The sequence below is a fragment of the Nocardia sp. NPDC049190 genome, from assembly GCF_040648115.1.
Lineage (GTDB): Bacteria > Actinomycetota > Actinomycetes > Mycobacteriales > Mycobacteriaceae > Nocardia.
This window is the reverse complement of the sequence record NZ_JBEZDE010000019.1, coordinates 104,678-123,898: the sequence shown is the minus strand read 5'-3', so window position 1 is coordinate 123,898 and position 19,221 is coordinate 104,678. Positions and strand designations below refer to the sequence as shown.

Here is a 19,221-nt window from a genome sequence, read left to right as displayed (position 1 = left end):
CGTACCCCGCAAACGTGCGCCGAAAAACCATGACGGGGCGACCCCAGACCGCGAGACAGAACTCAGAAAAGGTAGGAATAGTGGCAGCCAGCAAGAGCAAGGGTGCTCCCAACCTCTACGGATCGTTCGTACACTCCGCCCCCGGGGCGTTCCTGGCAGGCAAGCTCGGCCTGCCGCGACCGGAGAACCTGCGTCGCTATGTCGAAGGCGAGCCGCCACTGTCGGGCCCGGTGTTGATCGGCGGCAAGGGCCGCGTCGCCGAACCGGTCCGCGCCCTGCTGTCGGACTACACCTTCGCCGACACGCCGACTACCGGCACCAAGTACGGCGCCCTCGTGTTCGACGCCACCGGCATCGGCTCGATCGAGGACCTCTCCCAGCTGTTCGAGTTCTTTCAGCCCGCGATGCGCAGTATCGCCTCGTCCGGACGCATCGTGGTCATCGGCGCCACGCCCGAACTGGTGTCGAACACCGAAGAGCAGATCGCGCAACGCGCGCTGGAGGGCTTCACCCGCTCGATCGCGAAGGAACTGCTGCGCGGCGCGACGACCCAGCTGGTGTACCTGCACCCGGAGGCGTCGGCTGCCGCTACCGGCCTGGAGTCGACCCTGCGCTTCCTGCTCTCGGCCAAGTCGGCGTTCGTCGACGGCCAGGTCATCCGGGTCGGCAAAGATGACGCGTCCGCTCCGGCCAGCTGGGACCGCGCGCTGGAAGGCAAGGTCGCCGTCGTCACCGGCGCGGCGCGCGGGATCGGCGCAACCATCGCCGAGGTGTTCGCCCGCGACGGCGCCCAGGTGATCTTGGCCGATATTCCGGCAGCCGGGGAGGCGCTGTCACAGACCGCGAACAAGGTCGGCGGCACCGCGCTCGCGCTCGACGTCACCGCCTCCGACGCCGCCGAGAAGCTGGCCGAGTTCGCTACCGAGCGGTTCGGCGGCATCGATATCGTGGTGCACAACGCGGGCATCACCCGCGACAAATTGCTCGCGAACATGGACGAGAGCCGATGGAACTCGGTCATCACCGTGAACCTCGCGGCGCCGTTCCGGATCACCGAGGGCCTCGTGGCCCGCGGCGCGCTGAAAGAGGGCGGCCGCGTGATCGATGTGTCCTCGATCGCCGGTATCGCGGGTAACCGCGGCCAGACCAATTACGGCACCTCCAAAGCGGGCGTCATCGGCATGGTCGACGCCGAGGCGCCGAAGCTGGCGGCGCGCGGGATCACCATCAACGCCGTCGCACCCGGATTCATCGAGACCGCGATGACCGCCGCTATCCCGCTGGCCACCCGCGAGGCGGGCCGCCTGATGAGTTCGCTGCTGCAAGGCGGGCAAACCGTCGACGTCGCCGAGACCATCGCCTACTTCGCGAACCCGGCCTCGAACGCGGTGACCGGCAATATCGTTCGGGTCTGCGGGCAGAGTCTGATCGGAGCATGATGACGGACACGATCTCGCTGACCGAACCGCCGAAGAACAGCAGCTTGTTCGTCAAGGCCGCGCTCGGCGCGGTGCCGTTGCTGTCGTCGCGCAAGTCGACGGTGCCGGACCGAGCTGTCCAGCTCGACGGTGTGCGCGTGGATCCGGATCATTTGGCCGCCTACTGCCGGGCGACCGGTCTGCGGTTCGGCGACGCACTGCCGCTGACCTACCCGTTCATTCTCACCTTCCCGTTGGCCATGCAGCTGGTGGTGGCACGGGACTTCCCGTTCGTCGCGGTGGGCGCGGTGCACGCGCAGAACCTGATCGAGCGCACCCGCGACATCTCGGTGAGCGAACCGTTGGACATCCGCACCCACGTCGAGAACCTGCGCGAGCACCCGAAGGGGCTGCTCGTCGACGCGATCAGTGCCGTGAAGGTGGGGCGCGAGCTGGTGTGGCACCAGGTCACCACCTTCCTGCACCAGCAGCGCACCTCGCTGTCGGGCGGCCCGAAGCCGGAGCCGAAGCCGGAGGAGGTTCCGCCGCCACCGCTGCGCACGCTGCGGGCCGATCAGAAGACGATCACCCGGTACGCTGCCGCGTCCGGTGACCACAATCCGATCCACACCTCTACGTTGGGCGCCAAGGCATTCGGCTTCCCGAGGGCGATCGCGCACGGTATGTGGTCGGCGGCAACCGTGCTCGGCGCCATCGAAGGTCGCATTCCGGAGCAGGCCACCTACGCGGTCAAGTTCGGCAAACCGATTCTGTTGCCCGCCACGGTGAACGTATACGCCGATCAGGCCGAAGGCGGCTGGGACCTGGCGTTGCTCCACCCGAAGAAGGGGTACCCGCATCTGAAGGCCACGCTGCGCTGAGCCGACCGGTCGCTGCGGCCGCACTCCGATTCGCGCGAATCCGGAGTGCGGCTGTCGGTATTTCGATGCCGAACACGCCCTCGCGTGCGGAAGTTCGACGAAATACCGTCGACGGCCAGAAGGGAGCGGGCCGAGCCGGGCGAGTTCGGCATCGACGTCGACCTACGAAACCGCCGATCCGGGGCGAGCAGATCAACAACCGCAGTCACAGTCGCAGTCACAGCACTCGCATTCGCAGCAGTTACCGCAGCTACCGCAGTCGCCGCAGCTGCCATCGCAATCGCAGTTCTTGATCCACGCCTCTTTGCGTTCGCCGGTACAGGGCCGCGTGTGGTCGGCACAGCAGGCGTAACCGGTGCAGTAGGCCCCGAGGATGAGAGCGAGCGATTCGCCGATACCGGGTCTGCGGGTAGGCGGGCGCTGCCCCGTCCTGCGCGCGTGTCCGTGCGGGAGGTCGACGGTGCCGCGCACGGAGCAGCTGTGCGCGACGAATGTCCCGATGCCGCTACCGAGCCGACGCAGCACCGAGGCCAGCGGGTCGAGCAGCATCCATCGGACGGTCGGCACCCGACTCAGCTCCGCCGCCGCGATCGCCGAGCGCAGGCTCGAATTCGATTGCCGCAGTAGCTCGTACGCCGTGGACATTGTGGTCCCGGTGGCCGCCAACGGGTTGAAGCGGTCCTGCGCGACGTCGTCGTCATAGTCGGTGACGGCGTCGGCCAGATGCGCGATCCGGCCGAACTGCCACCCCGCTTCGCGCAGTGCCTCGACGTTCTCCGGTCGGCCGGCCAGTACGGCGGTGTGCGCGAAAAACGCCGACGCGCACAGCTGGGTCGGCGCGGTCAGCATGGTCAGCGGGTCGGCCGTGGACGCCATCGCCGATCGCCAGTGTGCCGACGCGGCAAGCGTATCCGGCAGGAACGGGATCGTATTGCTCGAGTTGTGTACGGCGGCTGGGTTTTTCGCGGCCCGCTCCAGTGACGTCTGGACACCGAGCGCGGCAACGAGCGGTTCGACATCCAAGCCGATCCGCGTCGCGCTTACGCGCCCGTCCTCGGCCCAGCGGGTAGCTGCTTTCGTCAACGGCCCGCGGGCCAGCGCGGCGGCGTCGCCGTCGCCCACGTGATCGCGAATCTTGCCTGCCGCCAACAGCAACGAGGCCGTCGTGGCGAGCTGGACGCCAGGCGAATCCGCGGCCGCCACGGACGCGCGGCGCATTCCGCGCAGCGGGCAGGGCGCCGCGGTAGCGCGTACTACCGAGCCGGACTGCGCTTCGGTGAGCATGCTCAGCACCAGCGCGTCTTTGTTGGTGGTGATGCGGGCGAGCTGACCGTGCCCGTCGCGCAAGCCGAGACACAACCCGCACAGTTGCGTGCGCCACTCGGCCGCATCGATTCCGTATTTCTGAGCGCCGTGCGCACACGGCCTGAGCAACCCGAACACTTCCGCCCCATTTCCCCCGACTCGATCGAATGAGCCGGTCCGCGTTTCCGAACCCCCGCACTCTGACAGTCCGTCAACCCGGTGGGCAAGCGGTGGGACAGACGCTGCGGCTATTCGACCTTCTTCCGGCCCGCGAGACCGCGCCAGGCCAGATCGTCGAGCAGGTCCACCGCCTCCGCGACCTCGATGCGACCGCTGGACAGGCGGTCGGCGATCGCCTCGCCCGCGCCGATCACGGCGACCGCGACAACGTCGAAGTTCGTCCCAGGCTCGGCGTGCTTGGCGCTGGACTCCAGCAGCTTGGCGGTCAGCTCGATGACGCGCTCCCGCGCGTTCTCGATCTCCGAGGCGAACGCTTGCTGGCCGATGGCCTGCCGGTAGAGCACCTGCCAGGAGCGGCGATTGCGGTCGACGAAGCCGAGAAATCCCTCCAGGGCGGTGCGGACCTGCTCATGCGGCGTGAGCAACGGGTTGCCCGCGGGCGCGACGGCCTCGATGAATCGCAGGCCCTCGCGTTGGATGCAGGCGCGGAACAGTTCGTCCTTGGAGCCGTAGTACAGGTACAACATCGGCTTCGATATCTTCGCCTCGGCGGCGATCGCATCCATCGACGTGTCGTGGAAGCCCTTACGCGAGAAAACCTCCACGGCGGCGTCGAGCATCTGCTGCTCACGAACCGCCCGTGGAAGTCGCTTCGTTCCGCCCGCCATCCACACTCCTACCACATAATGAACCTCACATATTACTCCAAGGTAAGTTTCGGAGGGGTCTGATGTGCTCTCCCCCGCCCGGCTTCGGTCGCGCGGCGAGTCAGCAGCGCGGCAACGTTCCCTTGAAAGTAGCCATCCGCAGCACCGAGGCGTCTACCTGCGCCATCGGCAAACGTCCATTCGCCACGGCCTGCTCCAGCCGATCGAGGACCTGGGACACCGCGTCGGTGGTGATCCACAACGCGCTGTCGGCACCGGCGACCAGTGCGGCCTCGACCGCGTCCTCGATCGACAACCTGCTGGTGATCGCCGCCATACCGCCCAGGTCGTCGGTGAAGATCGGTCCTTGGAATGGGGCCGCGCCGTAGCCGCTGCCACCCCGCAGCAGCGACATCGCCTCCGGGCTGATACTCGCCGGGACGTTCGGGGTTGTCAAACCGGGCACGTCCAGGTGGCCGACCATCACGGCCGCGCCCGAGCCGATCAGATTGCGGAACGGCACCAGGTCGACGTTCTGCATCGCGTCCAGCGGCGGAGTGCGGACCACGCCGGTGTGCGAGTCGCCGGAGCCGGAGCCGTGACCGGGGAAGTGCTTCATCACCGTGCCGACACCGACCTCGCGCATCGCGCGAATGTAAGCGTCCGCGTACCGCGTGACGACAGCTGGGTCGTCGGAGAAGGAGCGGTCACCGATCACCGAATCGTCGGGCTGGGAGCTGACATCGACATCGGGGGCGAAATCCACCGTCACGCCCAGGTTCTTCAGTGCCTGCCCCCTGGTCAGGGTCGCGCGGTAGTACTCGTCGGGGCTCATGGTCTGGGCCGTCACACGTGCCGACGGCACGGCGCCGATCAAGTTACGGACCCGGGAGACGCGGCCGCCCTCCTCGTCGATCGTCACCATCAGCGGGACCTTGGCCGCCTGCTTGACCTGCTCGATCTGACCGGAGCCGAGTAGGGCCTCGTCGGTCCAGCCACCGACGAAGATGCCGCCGACCTGCTCGGTACGCACCACATCGGTGGCGTCGGCGGCGTCGCGCACGCCGACGGTCAACAGCTGGGCCAGTTTCTCCCGTGTGCTGAACTGCGCCAGATACCCCGCGGCGCAGTCCGGCGGCGCCGAGGAACTCACGGGGGTTGCCAACGCGGTCGGGGCATTCACCGTGGTAGACGACGTGGACGGGGTGGACGACGCCGAACCGGTCGACCCGCCGCCCGAGCACGCGGTCGCGACGAAGGCAAGAACGGCAAGCACGAGCAAAGGCGTGTTCCGCATGAGGATCAACGGTACTCGGCGAGAGAAAACAGACCCCATCCGCTACGCCCATAACTGGCCGAAACGCCCACACGCCGCCGGGTCCGATGGCACGGGGGAGGCAGCCTCCCCGGGACACGATGGCGCCGTTCCGGATTCGACTACCGAGCCACCGGCGTCGCACAACGGGCACGATCACAGGATGCGAGCGGGAAACGCGTCCGCCCCGGTCGTCGTACGAATCACCCGGTTCGGGCGGGGTCGGCGGGGGTAATCTCGACATATCGCCATGCGTCTCCACCCGGGAGGTCCTCGTGTCCTGCGATCAGATGCTCATCGCCTACGACGGCTCCGAGAATGCCAAGCGGGCCATCGAATACGCCGGGCGCTTCCTCAGCGCGAACCGGGCGATCGTGCTGACCGCGTGGGAACCGATGGTGCGCCAAGCCGCACGGCTCTCTGGTCTTTCCGGTGTCATGCAACCGGAATGGGTTCCCGACGACGAGATCGAGGACGTCGCGTATGTCGACGCGCGCTTCACCAACACGGAGGGCGTCCGGCTGGCCCAACTCGTCGGCCTGAACGCCGAGGCACGCACGATCGAATGCACGACGACGATCTGGAACGCCATCGTCGAATGTGCCGACGAGTTGGACGTCGACATCATCGTCGCCGGTACCCGCGGGGCCACCGGTCTGCGCGCCCTGGTGCACAGCAGTGTCGCCGACGCCGTCCTCAAGCACTGCCACCGCCCGGTTTTTCTCGTCCCGCCCGACAAGAACCCCTGACCCGCGGCGGGTCAGGGGTTCTTGTCGGACGCACTCATGAGATTTCGGTCGCTTTGGGCGGAGTCGAGGACCGCGGCGGGGTTAGGGTCGGGACACTATGGATGGATTCCTGCTGGCTCAGCCCGACAGCGTCGTGCGGGCGTACGGCAGTCGGGTCGCCTTCGACGAAGCGAACCGAGCCGTGGCGGCACTGCGGGATAAGACCGCAGACCTGATCGTCGGCGCGCTGCCCTTCGATCCGCGCCGCCCGGCTGCGCTCTGCGTGCCCGTACGCGCCGAGTACACCGCCGGTCCCTGGCGCCCCGCCGCGCTTCCCGACCTGCCCGCGGTGCGCGTGGTCACCGAGTTGCCGAGCCCGGCGGAACATGTCGCGCGGGTAACGAAACTGGTTGAGCAGCTGAACGATTCGAAGCAGTCGCTGCGCAAGGTGGTAGCGGCACGGTCGGTGCTGGCCGAGGCGCACGAAGCACTCGACCCGCACCTCGTCGTGGGCCATCTCCTGACCAGGCACCCGAACGCGAACGTCTTCGCCGTCGATCTGACCTCCGCGGGACGAACCGGAGCGACGCTGGTCGGCGCCACACCCGAGGTGCTGATCGCCCGCCACGGCGACCTGGTCACGCTGCGTCCGCTCGCGGGCACCCTGCCGCGGCGCGCCGACCCGGCGGGCGATGCCGCACAGGCCGACGAACTACTCGCCAGCACCAAGAATCGGGACGAGCACGCATTCGTCATCGATTGGATCCGGGAGCGACTCGGCCCGGTCTGCGCCGAACTGTCCATTCCGGACAGCCCGGAACTGATCAGCACCCATGAGGTATGGCACCTCGCGACGCCGATCACCGGACGCCTACGCGACACCACGACCACCGCGCTGGATCTCGCCCTGCTGCTGCACCCGACGCCCGCGGTCTGCGGTACCCCGACCGACCTCGCCCTCGACGCCATCGCGCAGGTAGAGCAGGATCGCGGGTTCTACGGCGGCGCCGTCGGGTGGTGCGACGCGCACGGCGACGGTGCGTGGGTGGTCGCGATCCGCAGCGCGGAACTGTCGGCCGACGGACGTACGGTGCAGGCCTACGCGGGCGGCGGCATCGTCGCCGCCTCCGACCCGCAAGCCGAACTCGAGGAGACAACCGCGAAGCTGCGGACCTTGCTCGACGCCCTCCAGTGCGCCCTACCCACGCACTGAGTTCGCCGACGACTCGGTCCGCACGTTCACGGCCGGTATCGCAGAGTCCGAAGCAGGCCGACTCGGACGACGCTCAGCGCGCGGATGCGGCACGTTGCGCGCGATGACGGCCTGAACGCATACAAATACCGGACGCCCTGCTAGGTTGGCCGGGAATGTGCCTGCATCGATGTATTGGAGTGCCGCGATGAAGTTTGCTGTCCCTGGTGTTGCGAGTGCGGTAGCCGGCGCCGTCGTGGGCGTGATCGGTGTTCTCCTCATCACCGTGGCAGTGCAGCAGAACTCGCGCCCGGAAATCGACCGCAGCGGTGACAAGGATTCCTCGCTGCTGAACAACGTTGAGTACGGCAGCCGCTGAGCCGCTGACCCCAGCTTCACCTGCCGACTCGCTCGGATCTTCAGCGGCGCCGGGGCAGCACAGCACTGCGCCGCTGGGTAGACGGTGGTTCGCCGCGACCGTTGTCGTGGCGTTTCTGCTGACCTTTGCGCAGGCGCCCGGACTCACGGTCGCCGACACGAAATACGACCTGGCCCAGAATCCGATCGGCTTCCTCGAGCGCGCGAGCCATCTGTGGAGTAGCCAAGCACCGATGGGCCAGGTACAGAACCAGGCCTACGGGTACTTTTTCCCACACGGTGCGTTCTTCTCGCTCGGTCACGTACTCGGCGTACCCGCCTGGGCGACCCAGCGGATCTGGTGGGCGCTGCTGCTGCTCGCCGGATTCTGGGGGATCATCCGCCTCTGCGAGATGCTCGGCATCGGCACGCGCGGGTCGCGCATCATCGCCGCGATCGCATTCGCGCTGTGTCCGCGGGTGCTGACCACGCTCGGGTCGATCTCGTCGGAAACGCTGCCGATGGTGCTGGCGCCCTGGGTGCTGCTGGCGCCGGCCGCGCTCGGCATCGCCCACCGGGACCGTCGGCGCCGCGGTGGCGCCGAATCACCCGCGGGAAGCGCGCTGGCGTTGGCCCTGATGGGCGCGGTCAACGCGGTCGCGACGGTCGCGGCCTTCCTGCCTGCGCTGCTCTGGTGGGCGGCGGCTTCGCCTGCGCTCGCCTCGCCGCGTGCGTACCGACGAAATACGTCCGACACCCGGTCCGCCCCCCACGGCCCGGACCGCCGACGCTGGTGGAGGTTCTCCGCGGCGTGGATTCCCCTGCTCGCGCTCGCCACATTCTGGTGGGCGGTGCCGCTGCTGCTGCTCGGCCGGGTGAGCCCGCCGTTCCTGGACTACATCGAATCCTCCGGCGTGACCACACAGTGGGCCGCACTCGGCGAGGTGCTGCGCGGCACCGACAGTTGGACGCCGTTCGTCTCGCCGGAACGGATCGCCGGTGCGGTGCTGGTGACCCAACCCGCGGCGGTGCTCGCGACCGGGCTGCTCGCAGCGGCGGGCATGGCGGGATTGGCCATGCGGTCGATGCCCTGTCGCGGCAGACTCGTGGTGATCCTTTGCGTCGGGCTGGTCGGCATCTGCGCAGGGTACGTCGGCGAGCTGGGTGGCCCGTTCGCGGAATCGGTGCGGGTGTTCCTGGACTCCGGCGGCGCTCCGCTGCGCAACGTGCACAAGCTGGAACCGCTCATCCGCATTCCACTGGTACTCGGCCTCGCTCACCTGCTCGCCAAGGTCCCGCTGCCCGGCTCGGTGCCGATTTCGGTGTGGCGCGGCGCGTTCGCGCACCCGGAACGAGATCGGATGGTCGCCGTCGCCGGACTGATCCTGACCGCGCTGGCGCTGTCCACCTCGCTGGCCTGGACCGGCCGGCTCGCACCGCGCGGCGCCTACGACCAGGTGCCCTCCTACTGGCGACAGACTGCGGACTGGTTGCGGCACAACGCGTCCGACACCCGCGCATTGGTGGTACCCGGCGCGCCGTTCGGCAGCCAAGTCTGGGGACTGACTCGCGACGAACCGCTACAGGCGTTGGCGAGCACACCGTGGGCGGTCCGCGATGCGGTGCCGCTGAATCCGCCGGGAACGATTCGCGCGATGGATTCGGTGCAGCGGCTGGTCGCCGACGGCAGGCCGTCGTCCGGGCTGGCCGCGACACTGGCCGGGCAGGGCATCGGCGTCGTGGTGCTGCGCAACGACCTCGATCCCGAGACTTCCCGGTCCACCCGTCCGATGCTGGCGCACCAAGCGCTGGAAGGCTCCCCCGGCCTGAGTAAAGTCGCCGAGTTCGGCGGCCCGATCGAACCGCTGGTGATCGGCGAAGACTTGGTAGCCGACGGGGACCTCCGTCCGCCCTATCCGGCGATCGAGATATATCGAGTGGACACGAAGCCGCCGGGTACGCCCACCGAGGTGCGCCCCGGGACCGGCGCCCCGGACCGGTTCCCCGGCGCCTACAGTGTCCCGCTCGGGCAGGTTCCGGTCGTGCAGGGCGGCCCGGAGGTGCTCGAACGACTGCACCGCGACCAGCAAGGGACCGGAACGCCCACGCTGTTCGCCGCTGACGCGGTGCGCGCCGGACTGCCCGTCGGCCCGCTCACCGTCACCGATACCCCGATGGATCGCGAGACCGACTTCGGCCGGGTGGACAACCACAGCTCCGCGCTCCGCGCTCCCGACGACGCGCGACGCACCTACAACCTGGTGCCCGACTATCCGGTGTCCGGAACCGAGCTGGTCCGTGGCGAGTGGTCCGGCGCGACGATCACCGCGTCGAGTTCGGCCGCGGATGCCACCCAGCTCGGGGGTGCGGCGCCGGGCAGCTCGACCGCGGCCGTCGTCGACGGCGACCCGGCCACCGCCTGGATCAGCAACGGCACCGAACGTGCGCTGGGACAATGGCTTCGACTCGACCTCGATCGGCCGGTCCAGGTCGGGCAGTTGAGCCTGACCACCAGTTCGGCCGCGATCGGCGACCCGGTCAAGTGGGTCGAGATCCGCACCGCCAACGGCACCGTCTCGGTCCGGATTCCCGAACCGGGTACGCCGGTCTCGGTATCCCTGCCCGCGGGCACGACCGACTGGCTGACCATCACGGCCATCCGCACCGAGGGCGGTTCCAGCGGTGGGCAGTTCGGCGTCAGCGAACTCGCCCTGGACGACTACTCGGTCCGTGACGCGCCGGTTCGCGTCGACATCCGGCATCGGACCGTGCTGCCGCCCAGCACAGCGGGCGCGCACGTCCGCACCTGGGACCTGGGGCAGGAATTCCCCGGTCGCAGCGCATGTTTCGATGCACCCGACCGGGTCAGGTGCAGCAAGGGCATCGCGCTGGCGCCCGAAGAACCGGGCACATTCGAGCGCACCCTCGTGGTGCCGGGGCCGATGACGGCGGCCCCGGAACTGACGGTCCGCACCAGGCAGGGTCCGGCACTCGAGGCGTTGCTCACCGCCCCCCACCGCCCGGTGGCCCGGGGCAAGGCCGACGTGGGCGACCTCCGCGGGGCCGCGTTCGCCGCGACCGACGGTGACCCGCGCACGAGTTGGACCGCACCGGAGGAGTCCGTCCGGAACCTGACCGGGGGCAGGCCGACGCTGACGCTCGAACTGCCCGAGCCCGCCCTGGTCACCGGGCTGGAGCTGACCCCCTCGCTCGGTGGTCTCCCCGCGGCGCCCACCTCGGTGACGGTGAATCTCGGCGACGGTCCCCAGGTACGTCAGCTGGACCGGCCCCAGCCGGGCGCTCCGGTACGCATCGACCTGTACCCCACCGTGACCGATCGGGTCGAACTCAGCCTGCGGACCTGGACCCCGGTGCTGGACCAGACCGCGCTCGGTTTCGCGCAGACCCAGCCATCCGGCTTGGCCGAGGTGTCGGTACTGGGTCCGGACTATCCCGAAGCCGCGCCGCTGGACCGGGCGATCACCGTCCCGTGCGCGCTCGGCCCGACCATCGAGGTCGAGGACCGGATCCTGCACACCACCATCACCGCCGGCATCGACGAACTGCGTTCCGGCGCACCAGTTCCCGCTCGGGTGTGCACGGATGAGGCCACCGAGCCGGCGGCCGCGTCGCAGCGCGAATTCATACTGCCGAAGGGCCGAGTCGACGTGACAGTCGAGCCCACCGACCTCTTCTTCGTCGATCGGCTGCGCTTGAACCGGACCGAATCGGGTTCCCCCGACGCCGCGGAACCAGACGGATCCGCACCGCCACAGGACCAGGGCCGCACTGTCGATCCACAACGCCCGGATCGCACCGAGCCGCAGGCACCCACCTCGCCGCGGTCGGATGCGGGTACCCGCCTGCTCGTGCTGCCCGTGAGCACCAATTCCGGCTGGCGCGCCACAACTTCCGAGGGACGCGTCCTGACACCGCTGGCGGTCGACGGCTGGCAACAAGCTTGGCTGCTGCCCGCCGACGTCACCGGCCCGGTCACGATCTCCTTCCCGGTGGACCGCTGGTATCGCCTGGGCATCTTCGGTGGTCTGGCGCTGCTTTTGCCGCTCGCGGCCCTCGCGATTCCTCGCCGCGCCCGCACGCGGAACCGCCGAGCCACCGACGCAACTCGTCTCGAGCCGGCTACCACGGCCTCGGACCGGGCGGCCGAAACGATCGAGCGTGCAGCCGATCCGAGCCGTCCGGTGTCGGAATCCGGGCCAGGTGCCTGGGGTAAGAGGTGGTTGGGTGCGATCGGGCTGGCTGGTGCGATCACGCTGATCGCGGGCCCGGTCGGCACGATCGTGACCGTGCTCGCGCTGGCCGCGACTCGTTTCGCGCCGCACCTCGCGCCGCGCGCACTCGTCGCCGTGGCGGGCGCCGGCACGATGCTGTCCGCCGCCGCACTGTCTACCGGACCATGGCGCTCGCCCGACGGCTATATGGGCGGGTCGCTGCTGGTGCAACTGCCCGCGCTGCTCGCGATCGCCGCCGTCGGCGTCGCGGCGCTTCCGCGGCGACGCGACGCAGGCTATACCCGAGTTCGCTGGTGGATCAGCCTGTCCTCAACAGGCAAGTAGTGGCGCTTCGCGCCTTGTGGACCACGGCGCGCAGATCCGCAAAGCCGCACGGGGGACAGGGGGTTCGGACTCACCGTGATACACCGGCCACCTGTACTCACGAGCCCGGTAGCGGTCGCCGGTCTGTCCGGGCAGCCCGGTGCGAGCCCGCTGACCACCTCGAGGCGAACCGGCGGCGGCCTGGTCCGATGCCTGCCGCCCTCGGCGGTCCGGTGGGCGGGCGCCTATTGTCCCGCACACCCCGGGGCGTGCCGGACGCCCGCGAAGCGGTCGGCGAGGAAGTTCATGCCGCCGTAGGCTCCGCCCGCGGCGGCTCTGATGTTCGTCGCGAACAGCGAGTCGGTCGCGGCGAGGGTGGCGCCCTGAGCGCAGTAGGTATCGACGAGCGCGGTGTAGCCCGGATTCCGTCCAGGACTCCACGCCCGGATGTCACGCCGTCGAAGAGTCGGGACTGCGGCCCTTCGTAATCGCTGACCACGACGATCCACCCGCGGGAGTCGCGAAAATCACAGTGCGGAACCGGTGGCGGCGGCGGCAGCTTCGCACAGCAGTCGCCATACAGCTTCGACGTGGCTGCGTTCGGTGTGTTCCTGGCCGACCGATAATCGCAGGACCACAACATCGTTGATCTTGGTGTGGGTCAAGAAGGCTTTCCCTGAATCATTCACCAGGTTCATCACGCATTCGGTCGCCATGTTTCCTTCCATGTGCCGAAAACACACGAGGTTGAGCGGGGGCGAAGTCACAAGCTCGAATTCGGTGGAATTCGTGACCATCCGCGCGAACCACTGCGCGGCGTCGATATGGCGTCGTACCATCTCCCGCAATTCCCGCGCTCCGTAGCTGCGCAGGACGAACCACAATTTCAGCGCGCGAAACCGTCGGCCCAGCGGCACCTGCCAATCCCGGTAGTCGATAACTGTTCCGGATTCGCTGGCCGTGTTGCGCAGATACTCCGGCAGGATGCTGAGCGCTCCGATCAGACTGTCGCGGTTCTTGACGAAGAAACAACTGCAGTCGAAGTTGGTCAGTAGCCATTTGTGCGGATTGAAGCAGTAGCTATCTGCTCCGCTCAGCCCGTTTTGCAGGTGCCGATACTCAGGGCAGATCGCCGCGCTGCCCGCCATGGCGGCATCAACATGCAGCCATACGCCGTGGCGTGCGCAGACTTCGGCGATGTCGGCGATCGGATCAATCGCGTTGGTAGCGGTCGTCCCCACCGTCGCGGCGACGAAACACGGTGTTCTCCCGGCCGCGCGGTCGGCGATGATCGCCGCCTCCAGTGCGGCCGCCGACATCGACAGGTCCGCACGAGTGGGGATCCGATGCAGGTTGTCCGAGCCGAGCCCGGCGATGCGCACAGCTTTGTCGATCGAACTGTGGGCCTGGTCTGTGGCATAGGACACCAAACTTGCGCGATGACGGCCGGTCCGGTTGAACTCGCCACCGGTCGCGCGTTCCCGCGCTGCCAGAAGTGCGCACAGCGCCGCGCTGGACGCGCTGTCCTGGATGACGCCGCCGCCGACACTGTCGCTGCGGAACTCGGAGGGCAGCCCGAGCATATCGACCAGCCAATCCAGCATGTGTGACTCGAGTTCGGTGCAGGCGGGGCTGGTCAGCCACAACATGCCTTGGACCCCAAGGCCCGCGCAGACCAGTTCGGCGAGGATCGATGGCCCGGAGTTATTGGCAGGAAAGTACCCGAAGAAGTTCGGTGACTGCCAGTGCATGAGCCCGGGCACAATGACATCGTCGAGGTCAGCGATGATCGCGTCGAAGTTCTGGCTGTCCTCGGGGGCGGCGGCCTGCAGCCGGGATCGCACCCAACCTGGTTCCACTTGGGACTTCACCGGAAAGGTGGCGACATCGGCCAAGTAGTCGGCGACCCAGTCGACTACCCGGTGTCCGTTGCGGCGAAACTCCTCAGGAGTCATGAACGAGCCTCTGATCACGTTCTGCCGGTTCGTCGGCGAGCTGGTCGGCGGCCTCGACGAGGGCTGCGAAGTCCGCTGGGTGGCTGACGTGGCCCGGATGGCCCGCGCCGGTGATTTCCTGGTATCTGCCGGTCGGTACGAGCTGAGCGAGTTCGGCTGCGGTCAGCCGGTGGTGCGGCAGGCTGTCCGCGCCCGCGGCGGTGAGCACCGGGCAGGTCAGCGTCAGCGGTTCGAAACTAGGCGGGTCGTCACACAGCGCGCGCATTTCCGCCACCATAGTCTCACCATCGTCTCGACGTTTGTCGGCCAGCCGCCGAGGCAGACGTTCCCATGCCTCGTCGCCGAGCACATCGCGCATGATCGCCTCCGCCGCGTCCGCCGGGGTTCGACCCTCATCGAGGGCGAGCCGCTCCCACGGTGCGCGGGTAGGCCACCACGGCAGCCACGGCAGTGGTGGCTCGTACGCCACGACCGCGCGGATCCGTTGCGGACAGCGCTCACTCGCGGTGAGCGCTACCGTCGCGCCATAGCTGTGCCCGACTACGATGCTCGCGGTAGCTGGAAGGATTTCGATGAGATCTGCGACATTCTGGTGCAGGGTTCCCGGCCCTAGTGCGGCGGCGCTGCCCCAGCCGCGTCGGTCATAGGTAGTAGTGTCCCAATTTCGCAGGGAATCGAGTACTCGGCGGAAGCTCGCGCTTTCGTCGAGAGTGCCGTGCACCAGCACCACGTGGCCGCGGTGGTGGTCCCCGGCGCCGGCGGATCGGGTGCGTGGCCGGATGCCTGTGGTCATGCCCGGACCCCCTTCTCTCCGTGCTCGGCGGGTTGGATGAGGGAGGCGATGCCGGTCGGTGTCGGGTCGGCCACCACGGCGTCCACTTCGAGGACAATGCCCAGTTGATCCTCCGCGGCGGTGAGCAGTTCCATCAACGACAGCGAGTCGCCGCCGAGAGTGAAGAAGTCCGACGACGCGCGAATCCGATTCTGCGGCAACCGCAGGCACGAGGCGAAGAGTTTGGCAATGTCCCACACCTGGCGAGCAGGGGCCGCTGTCGACTGTGGAGCGAGAGCACGCGCGAGCGAGGCAGCGAGCGCTGGTGCGGGGGGCGTATGGGCAACCATGGTCGGCTCGACAACCGTCGAGGCCGCATCGAATCGCAATTTTCCGGTAACTGACCGGGTTGGCTGGTCGGCTACCTGGAACACGGCCGGGATCATGCCGCTGTGCAATCGTCCGCGCAGGTGCTCGCGTACCGCTGTCTCGTCCCAGCGCGGCTGGTCGCTGACAACTGTCGCCACCAAGCGGTCGTCACGCAGCGTCACCGCGGCGTGTCGGACACCGGGAGCCCCCGCTAGGACTCGTTCGATTTCCTCCAGTTCGATGCGTTGGCCGCGGATCTTCACCTGCCGGTCCACTCGGCCGACGTACTCGATTCGGCCGTCCGACCGCAGGCGGCACAGGTCACCGGTGGCATACATCAACTGGCCCGGCTGCGTCGCCAGCGGGTCGGGTCGGAAGCGTTGCCGCATCAACTCGGGCCTATTGACATAGCGGCCGACACCGACGCCGCCGATCCACAATTCCCCGACCCTGCCGACCGACGAGGGTTTGCCGTCTGGGCCGAAGATGTAGGCACGCTTGTTCACGACCGGCTCGCCGATAGGCGGGTCGCCTTCGATGTGTCCGCATTCGTGCCAGGTGCTCCAGATCGCCGCTTCCGCCGGGCCGTACAGGTTGAGGATGCGGCGCTCCGGCGCGGCCAGTCGGGCCACCATCGTCGCGGTAGCGACCTCCCCTGCGGCAGCAGCGATCCGAAGGGCCGGCAGCGGCTGATCGGGCAGGGTCTGCCAAGCCGTCGGGGTCAGGGCCGCCACGGTGATCGACTCCTCGCACATGGTCCGATGCAACACGGGGCCGACGCAGGTGGCCGCGTTCGGGGCGAGGACGAGGCGGGCCCCCGCGGTGAGGGCGAGGACCAGGTCGAACGGCCAGCCGTCGAAATTCGGTGAAAACCATTGCAGCACGCGGTCCTCGGGTCGGACTCGGAACGTCTGTCGCTGTGCCACTTGAAGATTGACCAAGGCCTCGTGGTCGATGGAGACAGCCTTGGGCCGGCCGGTCGAACCACTGGTGAACACCACATAGGCGGTATCGCCGGGCCGCACACCGGAAATGATTCGACGCGGCGTGGTCTCGTCGGCCAACTCCGCCGCAACAACCACCACAACGGGAACGGTGTCGGGCACGATCGCCCGCGCGACGTGCGCCAGTCGTGGTTCGGTGCAGAGCACGGATATGGATGCCTCGGCGAACATTGCCTGAAGCCGTAGCCTTGGGCAGGCGCTGTCGGCGGCGAGGAATGCGCCGCCTGCCCGGCTGATCCCGAGCGCGCTCACGAAAGCTGAGATGCTGCGGTCGGCGAAGATGCCGACGATCCGGGTCGGCTCGACTCCGAGGTCTTGCAGTCTGCCCGCGAGAACATCACCCGCTCGATCGAACTGGCTGTAGCTGACCTCATCGACGCCGTGCTGTAACGCTACCGCGTGCGGGGTTCGGCGTGCGAACTCCGCGACAGTGTCCATCCACAGTCGCTCGCCGATGAGGGCAACGGGGCGGTTGTTCACCGCCCGCAGTTGTTCGATGTCGTCTGGGGTCAGGCGCAGTTCACACTCAACGGTCGCGGGTGTGTCTCGCACGTCGACCGAGGGCATCGCGCCGATCCTCGACACATGCATCGTTACCCGCGACGGGCTGCGTGTGTTGCCGTGCGGGCCCCAGGTGATCGGGTCCTCGGTGAGTTGGAACGACGGGTAGCGGCCCAGAAACGCCAGTAGCGCTGTCCTGGCTGCTTGCTCGGCGTCGACGCTGCCGATGCAATGGTGCCGTCCGACAGCGAAGCCGAGATGCCTGCCGTCCGCTCGGCGGATGTCGAACCGCTCCGGATCGGGGAACTGCCGTGGGTCCACATTGGCTGCCCCGAGTAGCACCACGACCGACTGGCCCGCCTCGATGCGTGTGGCGCCGAGACTTATCGGAGAGGTCGCCTGCCGCGCCACGTACTGACTCGATCCGTCCAGACGCATGATCTCGTCGATCGCTTTGTCGATCAGAGCGGGATCATCGCGGAGCAGGTCGACTTGATCGCTGTGGCGCGACAGTAGTGCGATTCCGTTGGCGACCAGATGTGTCAGGGTCTGATACCCGCCGCCGACCAACACGACGCAGTTCGCGGCCACCGCGTCCAGCGCCGCCTCCAGGTCGTCCGCGACGATGTCGGGGCCCGCCAGCCCATTGGCCAGTGCGGTGATCAGATCGGGGCCGGTGCCGCCGCGCCGCGCGCGTGCCAACTCGCGCAGCTCGTCGCAGGCTTCGAGAAGCGTCGGGATGACGGCGCGGTCGCGGACGTGGGGCAGGGTTGTCAAACTGCCGAGTAAGGTTTCGTACGCCTCCGCCCAGGACCGCACGTCCGCGGTGCGGTCGTCGAGACCGAGCCTCGACGCGACGAGCATGGTAGGCAAAGGACCTGCGAAACTCTCGACGAGGTCGACTACGCCCTCTTCCGGGAGCGTTGTCAGTAGTGTGTCGATGATGTGATGCACTCGGTCGCGGCGCGCCGCGACCGCTGCCGGGGCGAACGCCGGTTGCAACGCCGCTCGGATGAGGGTGTGGTCCGGCGGATCGAGGAACAGCATCTGCCGGGAAATCATGGAGACGACGCGGCTCGCATCGGTCATTCCCCGGGCAGCCAAAGAATCCTGATCGGGCAGGCGCGCGGACCGGAAGTTCTTGTGGTCGCGCAGCACAGTGACGGCCTCGGCGTATCCGGCGCAGACCCACACCTTCCCGATCTCATCCCAGAAAACAGGGGCCAATTCCCGGACGGCCTGTCGATAAATAGATGGGTCGGCAATAACGTCCGCAGCGGAAAGGCGATGCACGCCGTGACGTTCTCTCCGGTATCCGCCGCGCCCGAGCAATGTTGTCATTTGTCCACGCCTGCTTGTCACTCACTTCCGGATCAGTCTGTCCCGGATTGTTCGGTCATGATGTGGATGGGTGCCGACGCCAGGAATGAACGGCCGATATACTCGACATAGCGATGTCGGAGGTGATGGAGATGGCTCGCACACCCGCGTCCGATACCGCACGGCAGAATCCTCGACGATACGTAGCGACACCCTGGGGTCGGAATTAGCCCAGCCATAGGTAGAAATTATCCTGGTCACATTTCGTGGGTGCAGTAATAGTTCCCTTGCGATCCATTCGGTCCGATGACCACAGGTAGTTTTGCGATTTGTTTGCCGAAGTCATTTTCGACTGCATCACAAAGTTCTACCGGCCCGCGACTATCCTCAGCCCAATTAACTGTCCGCTCGACGGCGACCTGAACCGATATCTTTGGCGCCTATTTCGAGAACTCCGGAGGTTATCGCCCGTAAATTAGATAGATGCGAACCATTTCCGTCGCGCCACTTCCTGTACATAACCATCGACACTTCCCAGCAACCCTCTGTGCCAAATACCGGCGAGTCCCACACGGCACTTGCCGCCGTGACCGAAGGCTGTAACGTCTCGGTGGCCGCAAGTCGTATTTTGATACCTCTACGGCCCGACGGTAATGGGGGAAATCCCTACGCAATACCGCATTGGATGCGCCCAGACATCAGGGGGTGACTGTGGAACGTC

General features: G+C 67.6%; 13 protein-coding genes. 6 read left to right on the top strand and 7 right to left on the bottom strand.

The annotated features are described in order from the left end of the window. Positions 1-29: 29 nt before the first annotated feature. Positions 30-1,439 (top strand): 3-oxoacyl-ACP reductase, encoded by a 1,410-nt coding sequence (locus AB0B25_RS18350; RefSeq protein WP_357180594.1) that lies wholly within the window; start codon positions 30-32, stop codon positions 1,437-1,439. Further along, positions 1,436-2,299 (top strand): MaoC/PaaZ C-terminal domain-containing protein, encoded by an 864-nt coding sequence (locus tag AB0B25_RS18345; protein ID WP_357180559.1) that lies wholly within the window; start codon positions 1,436-1,438, stop codon positions 2,297-2,299. The genes AB0B25_RS18350 and AB0B25_RS18345 overlap by 4 nt, the downstream gene beginning before the upstream one ends. 192 nt (positions 2,300-2,491) lie before the next feature. Here AB0B25_RS18345 and AB0B25_RS18340 read toward each other — a convergent pair whose 3' ends face one another. The 3 genes from AB0B25_RS18340 to AB0B25_RS18330 form a co-directional block, all read right to left on the bottom strand. Continuing rightward, positions 2,492-3,742 carry a DUF5685 family protein gene (locus tag AB0B25_RS18340; RefSeq protein ID WP_357180556.1) on the bottom strand — a complete coding sequence of 417 codons (1,251 nt, stop codon included), beginning with the start codon at positions 3,740-3,742 and terminating at the stop codon, positions 2,492-2,494. Between the two features lie 110 nt (positions 3,743-3,852). After that, positions 3,853-4,452, bottom strand: coding sequence for a TetR/AcrR family transcriptional regulator (locus AB0B25_RS18335; protein ID WP_357180553.1), 600 nt, complete (start codon positions 4,450-4,452; stop codon positions 3,853-3,855). Between the two features lie 100 nt (positions 4,453-4,552). After that, positions 4,553-5,728 (bottom strand): glycoside hydrolase family 3 N-terminal domain-containing protein, encoded by a 1,176-nt coding sequence (locus tag AB0B25_RS18330; protein WP_357180550.1) that lies wholly within the window; start codon positions 5,726-5,728, stop codon positions 4,553-4,555. 293 nt (positions 5,729-6,021) lie between these two features. Here AB0B25_RS18330 and AB0B25_RS18325 point away from each other — a divergent pair, with 293 nt between their 5' ends. The 4 genes from AB0B25_RS18325 (at position 6,022) to AB0B25_RS18310 (ending at position 12,600) form a co-directional block, all read left to right on the top strand. Then, complete coding sequence (locus tag AB0B25_RS18325; RefSeq protein WP_357180548.1) at positions 6,022-6,495, top strand: universal stress protein; 474 nt, start codon at positions 6,022-6,024, stop codon at positions 6,493-6,495. A 97-nt stretch (positions 6,496-6,592) separates the two neighbouring features. Beyond that, positions 6,593-7,687, top strand: coding sequence for an isochorismate synthase (locus AB0B25_RS18320; protein ID WP_357180546.1), 1,095 nt, complete (start codon positions 6,593-6,595; stop codon positions 7,685-7,687). A 187-nt stretch (positions 7,688-7,874) separates the two neighbouring features. Then, entirely contained in the window at positions 7,875-8,045 is a 171-nt protein-coding gene (locus tag AB0B25_RS18315; protein ID WP_357070118.1) for a DUF2613 domain-containing protein, read from the top strand. A gap of 73 nt (positions 8,046-8,118) precedes the next feature. Beyond that, positions 8,119-12,600 carry an alpha-(1->3)-arabinofuranosyltransferase gene (locus AB0B25_RS18310; RefSeq protein WP_357180591.1) on the top strand — a complete coding sequence of 1,494 codons (4,482 nt, stop codon included), beginning with the start codon at positions 8,119-8,121 and terminating at the stop codon, positions 12,598-12,600. Between the two features lie 283 nt (positions 12,601-12,883). Here the strand turns inward: AB0B25_RS18310 and AB0B25_RS18305 are convergent, their stop codons facing one another. From AB0B25_RS18305 to AB0B25_RS18290, 4 genes are read right to left on the bottom strand one after another with little or no spacing between them, the layout of a single operon-like run. Continuing rightward, positions 12,884-13,222 carry a lipase family protein gene (locus AB0B25_RS18305; protein ID WP_357180544.1) on the bottom strand — a complete coding sequence of 113 codons (339 nt, stop codon included), beginning with the start codon at positions 13,220-13,222 and terminating at the stop codon, positions 12,884-12,886. Further along, the gene (locus AB0B25_RS18300; protein ID WP_357180541.1) at positions 13,107-14,534 is read right to left on the bottom strand and encodes a pyridoxal-dependent decarboxylase; all 1,428 of its coding nucleotides are present in this window, start codon (positions 14,532-14,534) and stop codon (positions 13,107-13,109) included. Before AB0B25_RS18300 ends, AB0B25_RS18305 begins: the two co-directional genes overlap by 116 nt. Further along, on the bottom strand, positions 14,524-15,327 hold the full coding sequence (locus tag AB0B25_RS18295) for an alpha/beta hydrolase (RefSeq protein WP_357180538.1): 804 nt from the start codon (positions 15,325-15,327) through the stop codon (positions 14,524-14,526). The genes AB0B25_RS18300 and AB0B25_RS18295 overlap by 11 nt, the downstream gene beginning before the upstream one ends. After that, positions 15,324-18,521, bottom strand: a complete 3,198-nt coding sequence (locus AB0B25_RS18290; RefSeq protein WP_357180535.1) for an amino acid adenylation domain-containing protein — start codon at positions 18,519-18,521, stop codon at positions 15,324-15,326. The genes AB0B25_RS18295 and AB0B25_RS18290 overlap by 4 nt, the downstream gene beginning before the upstream one ends. Between the last annotated feature and the right edge of the window lie 700 nt (positions 18,522-19,221).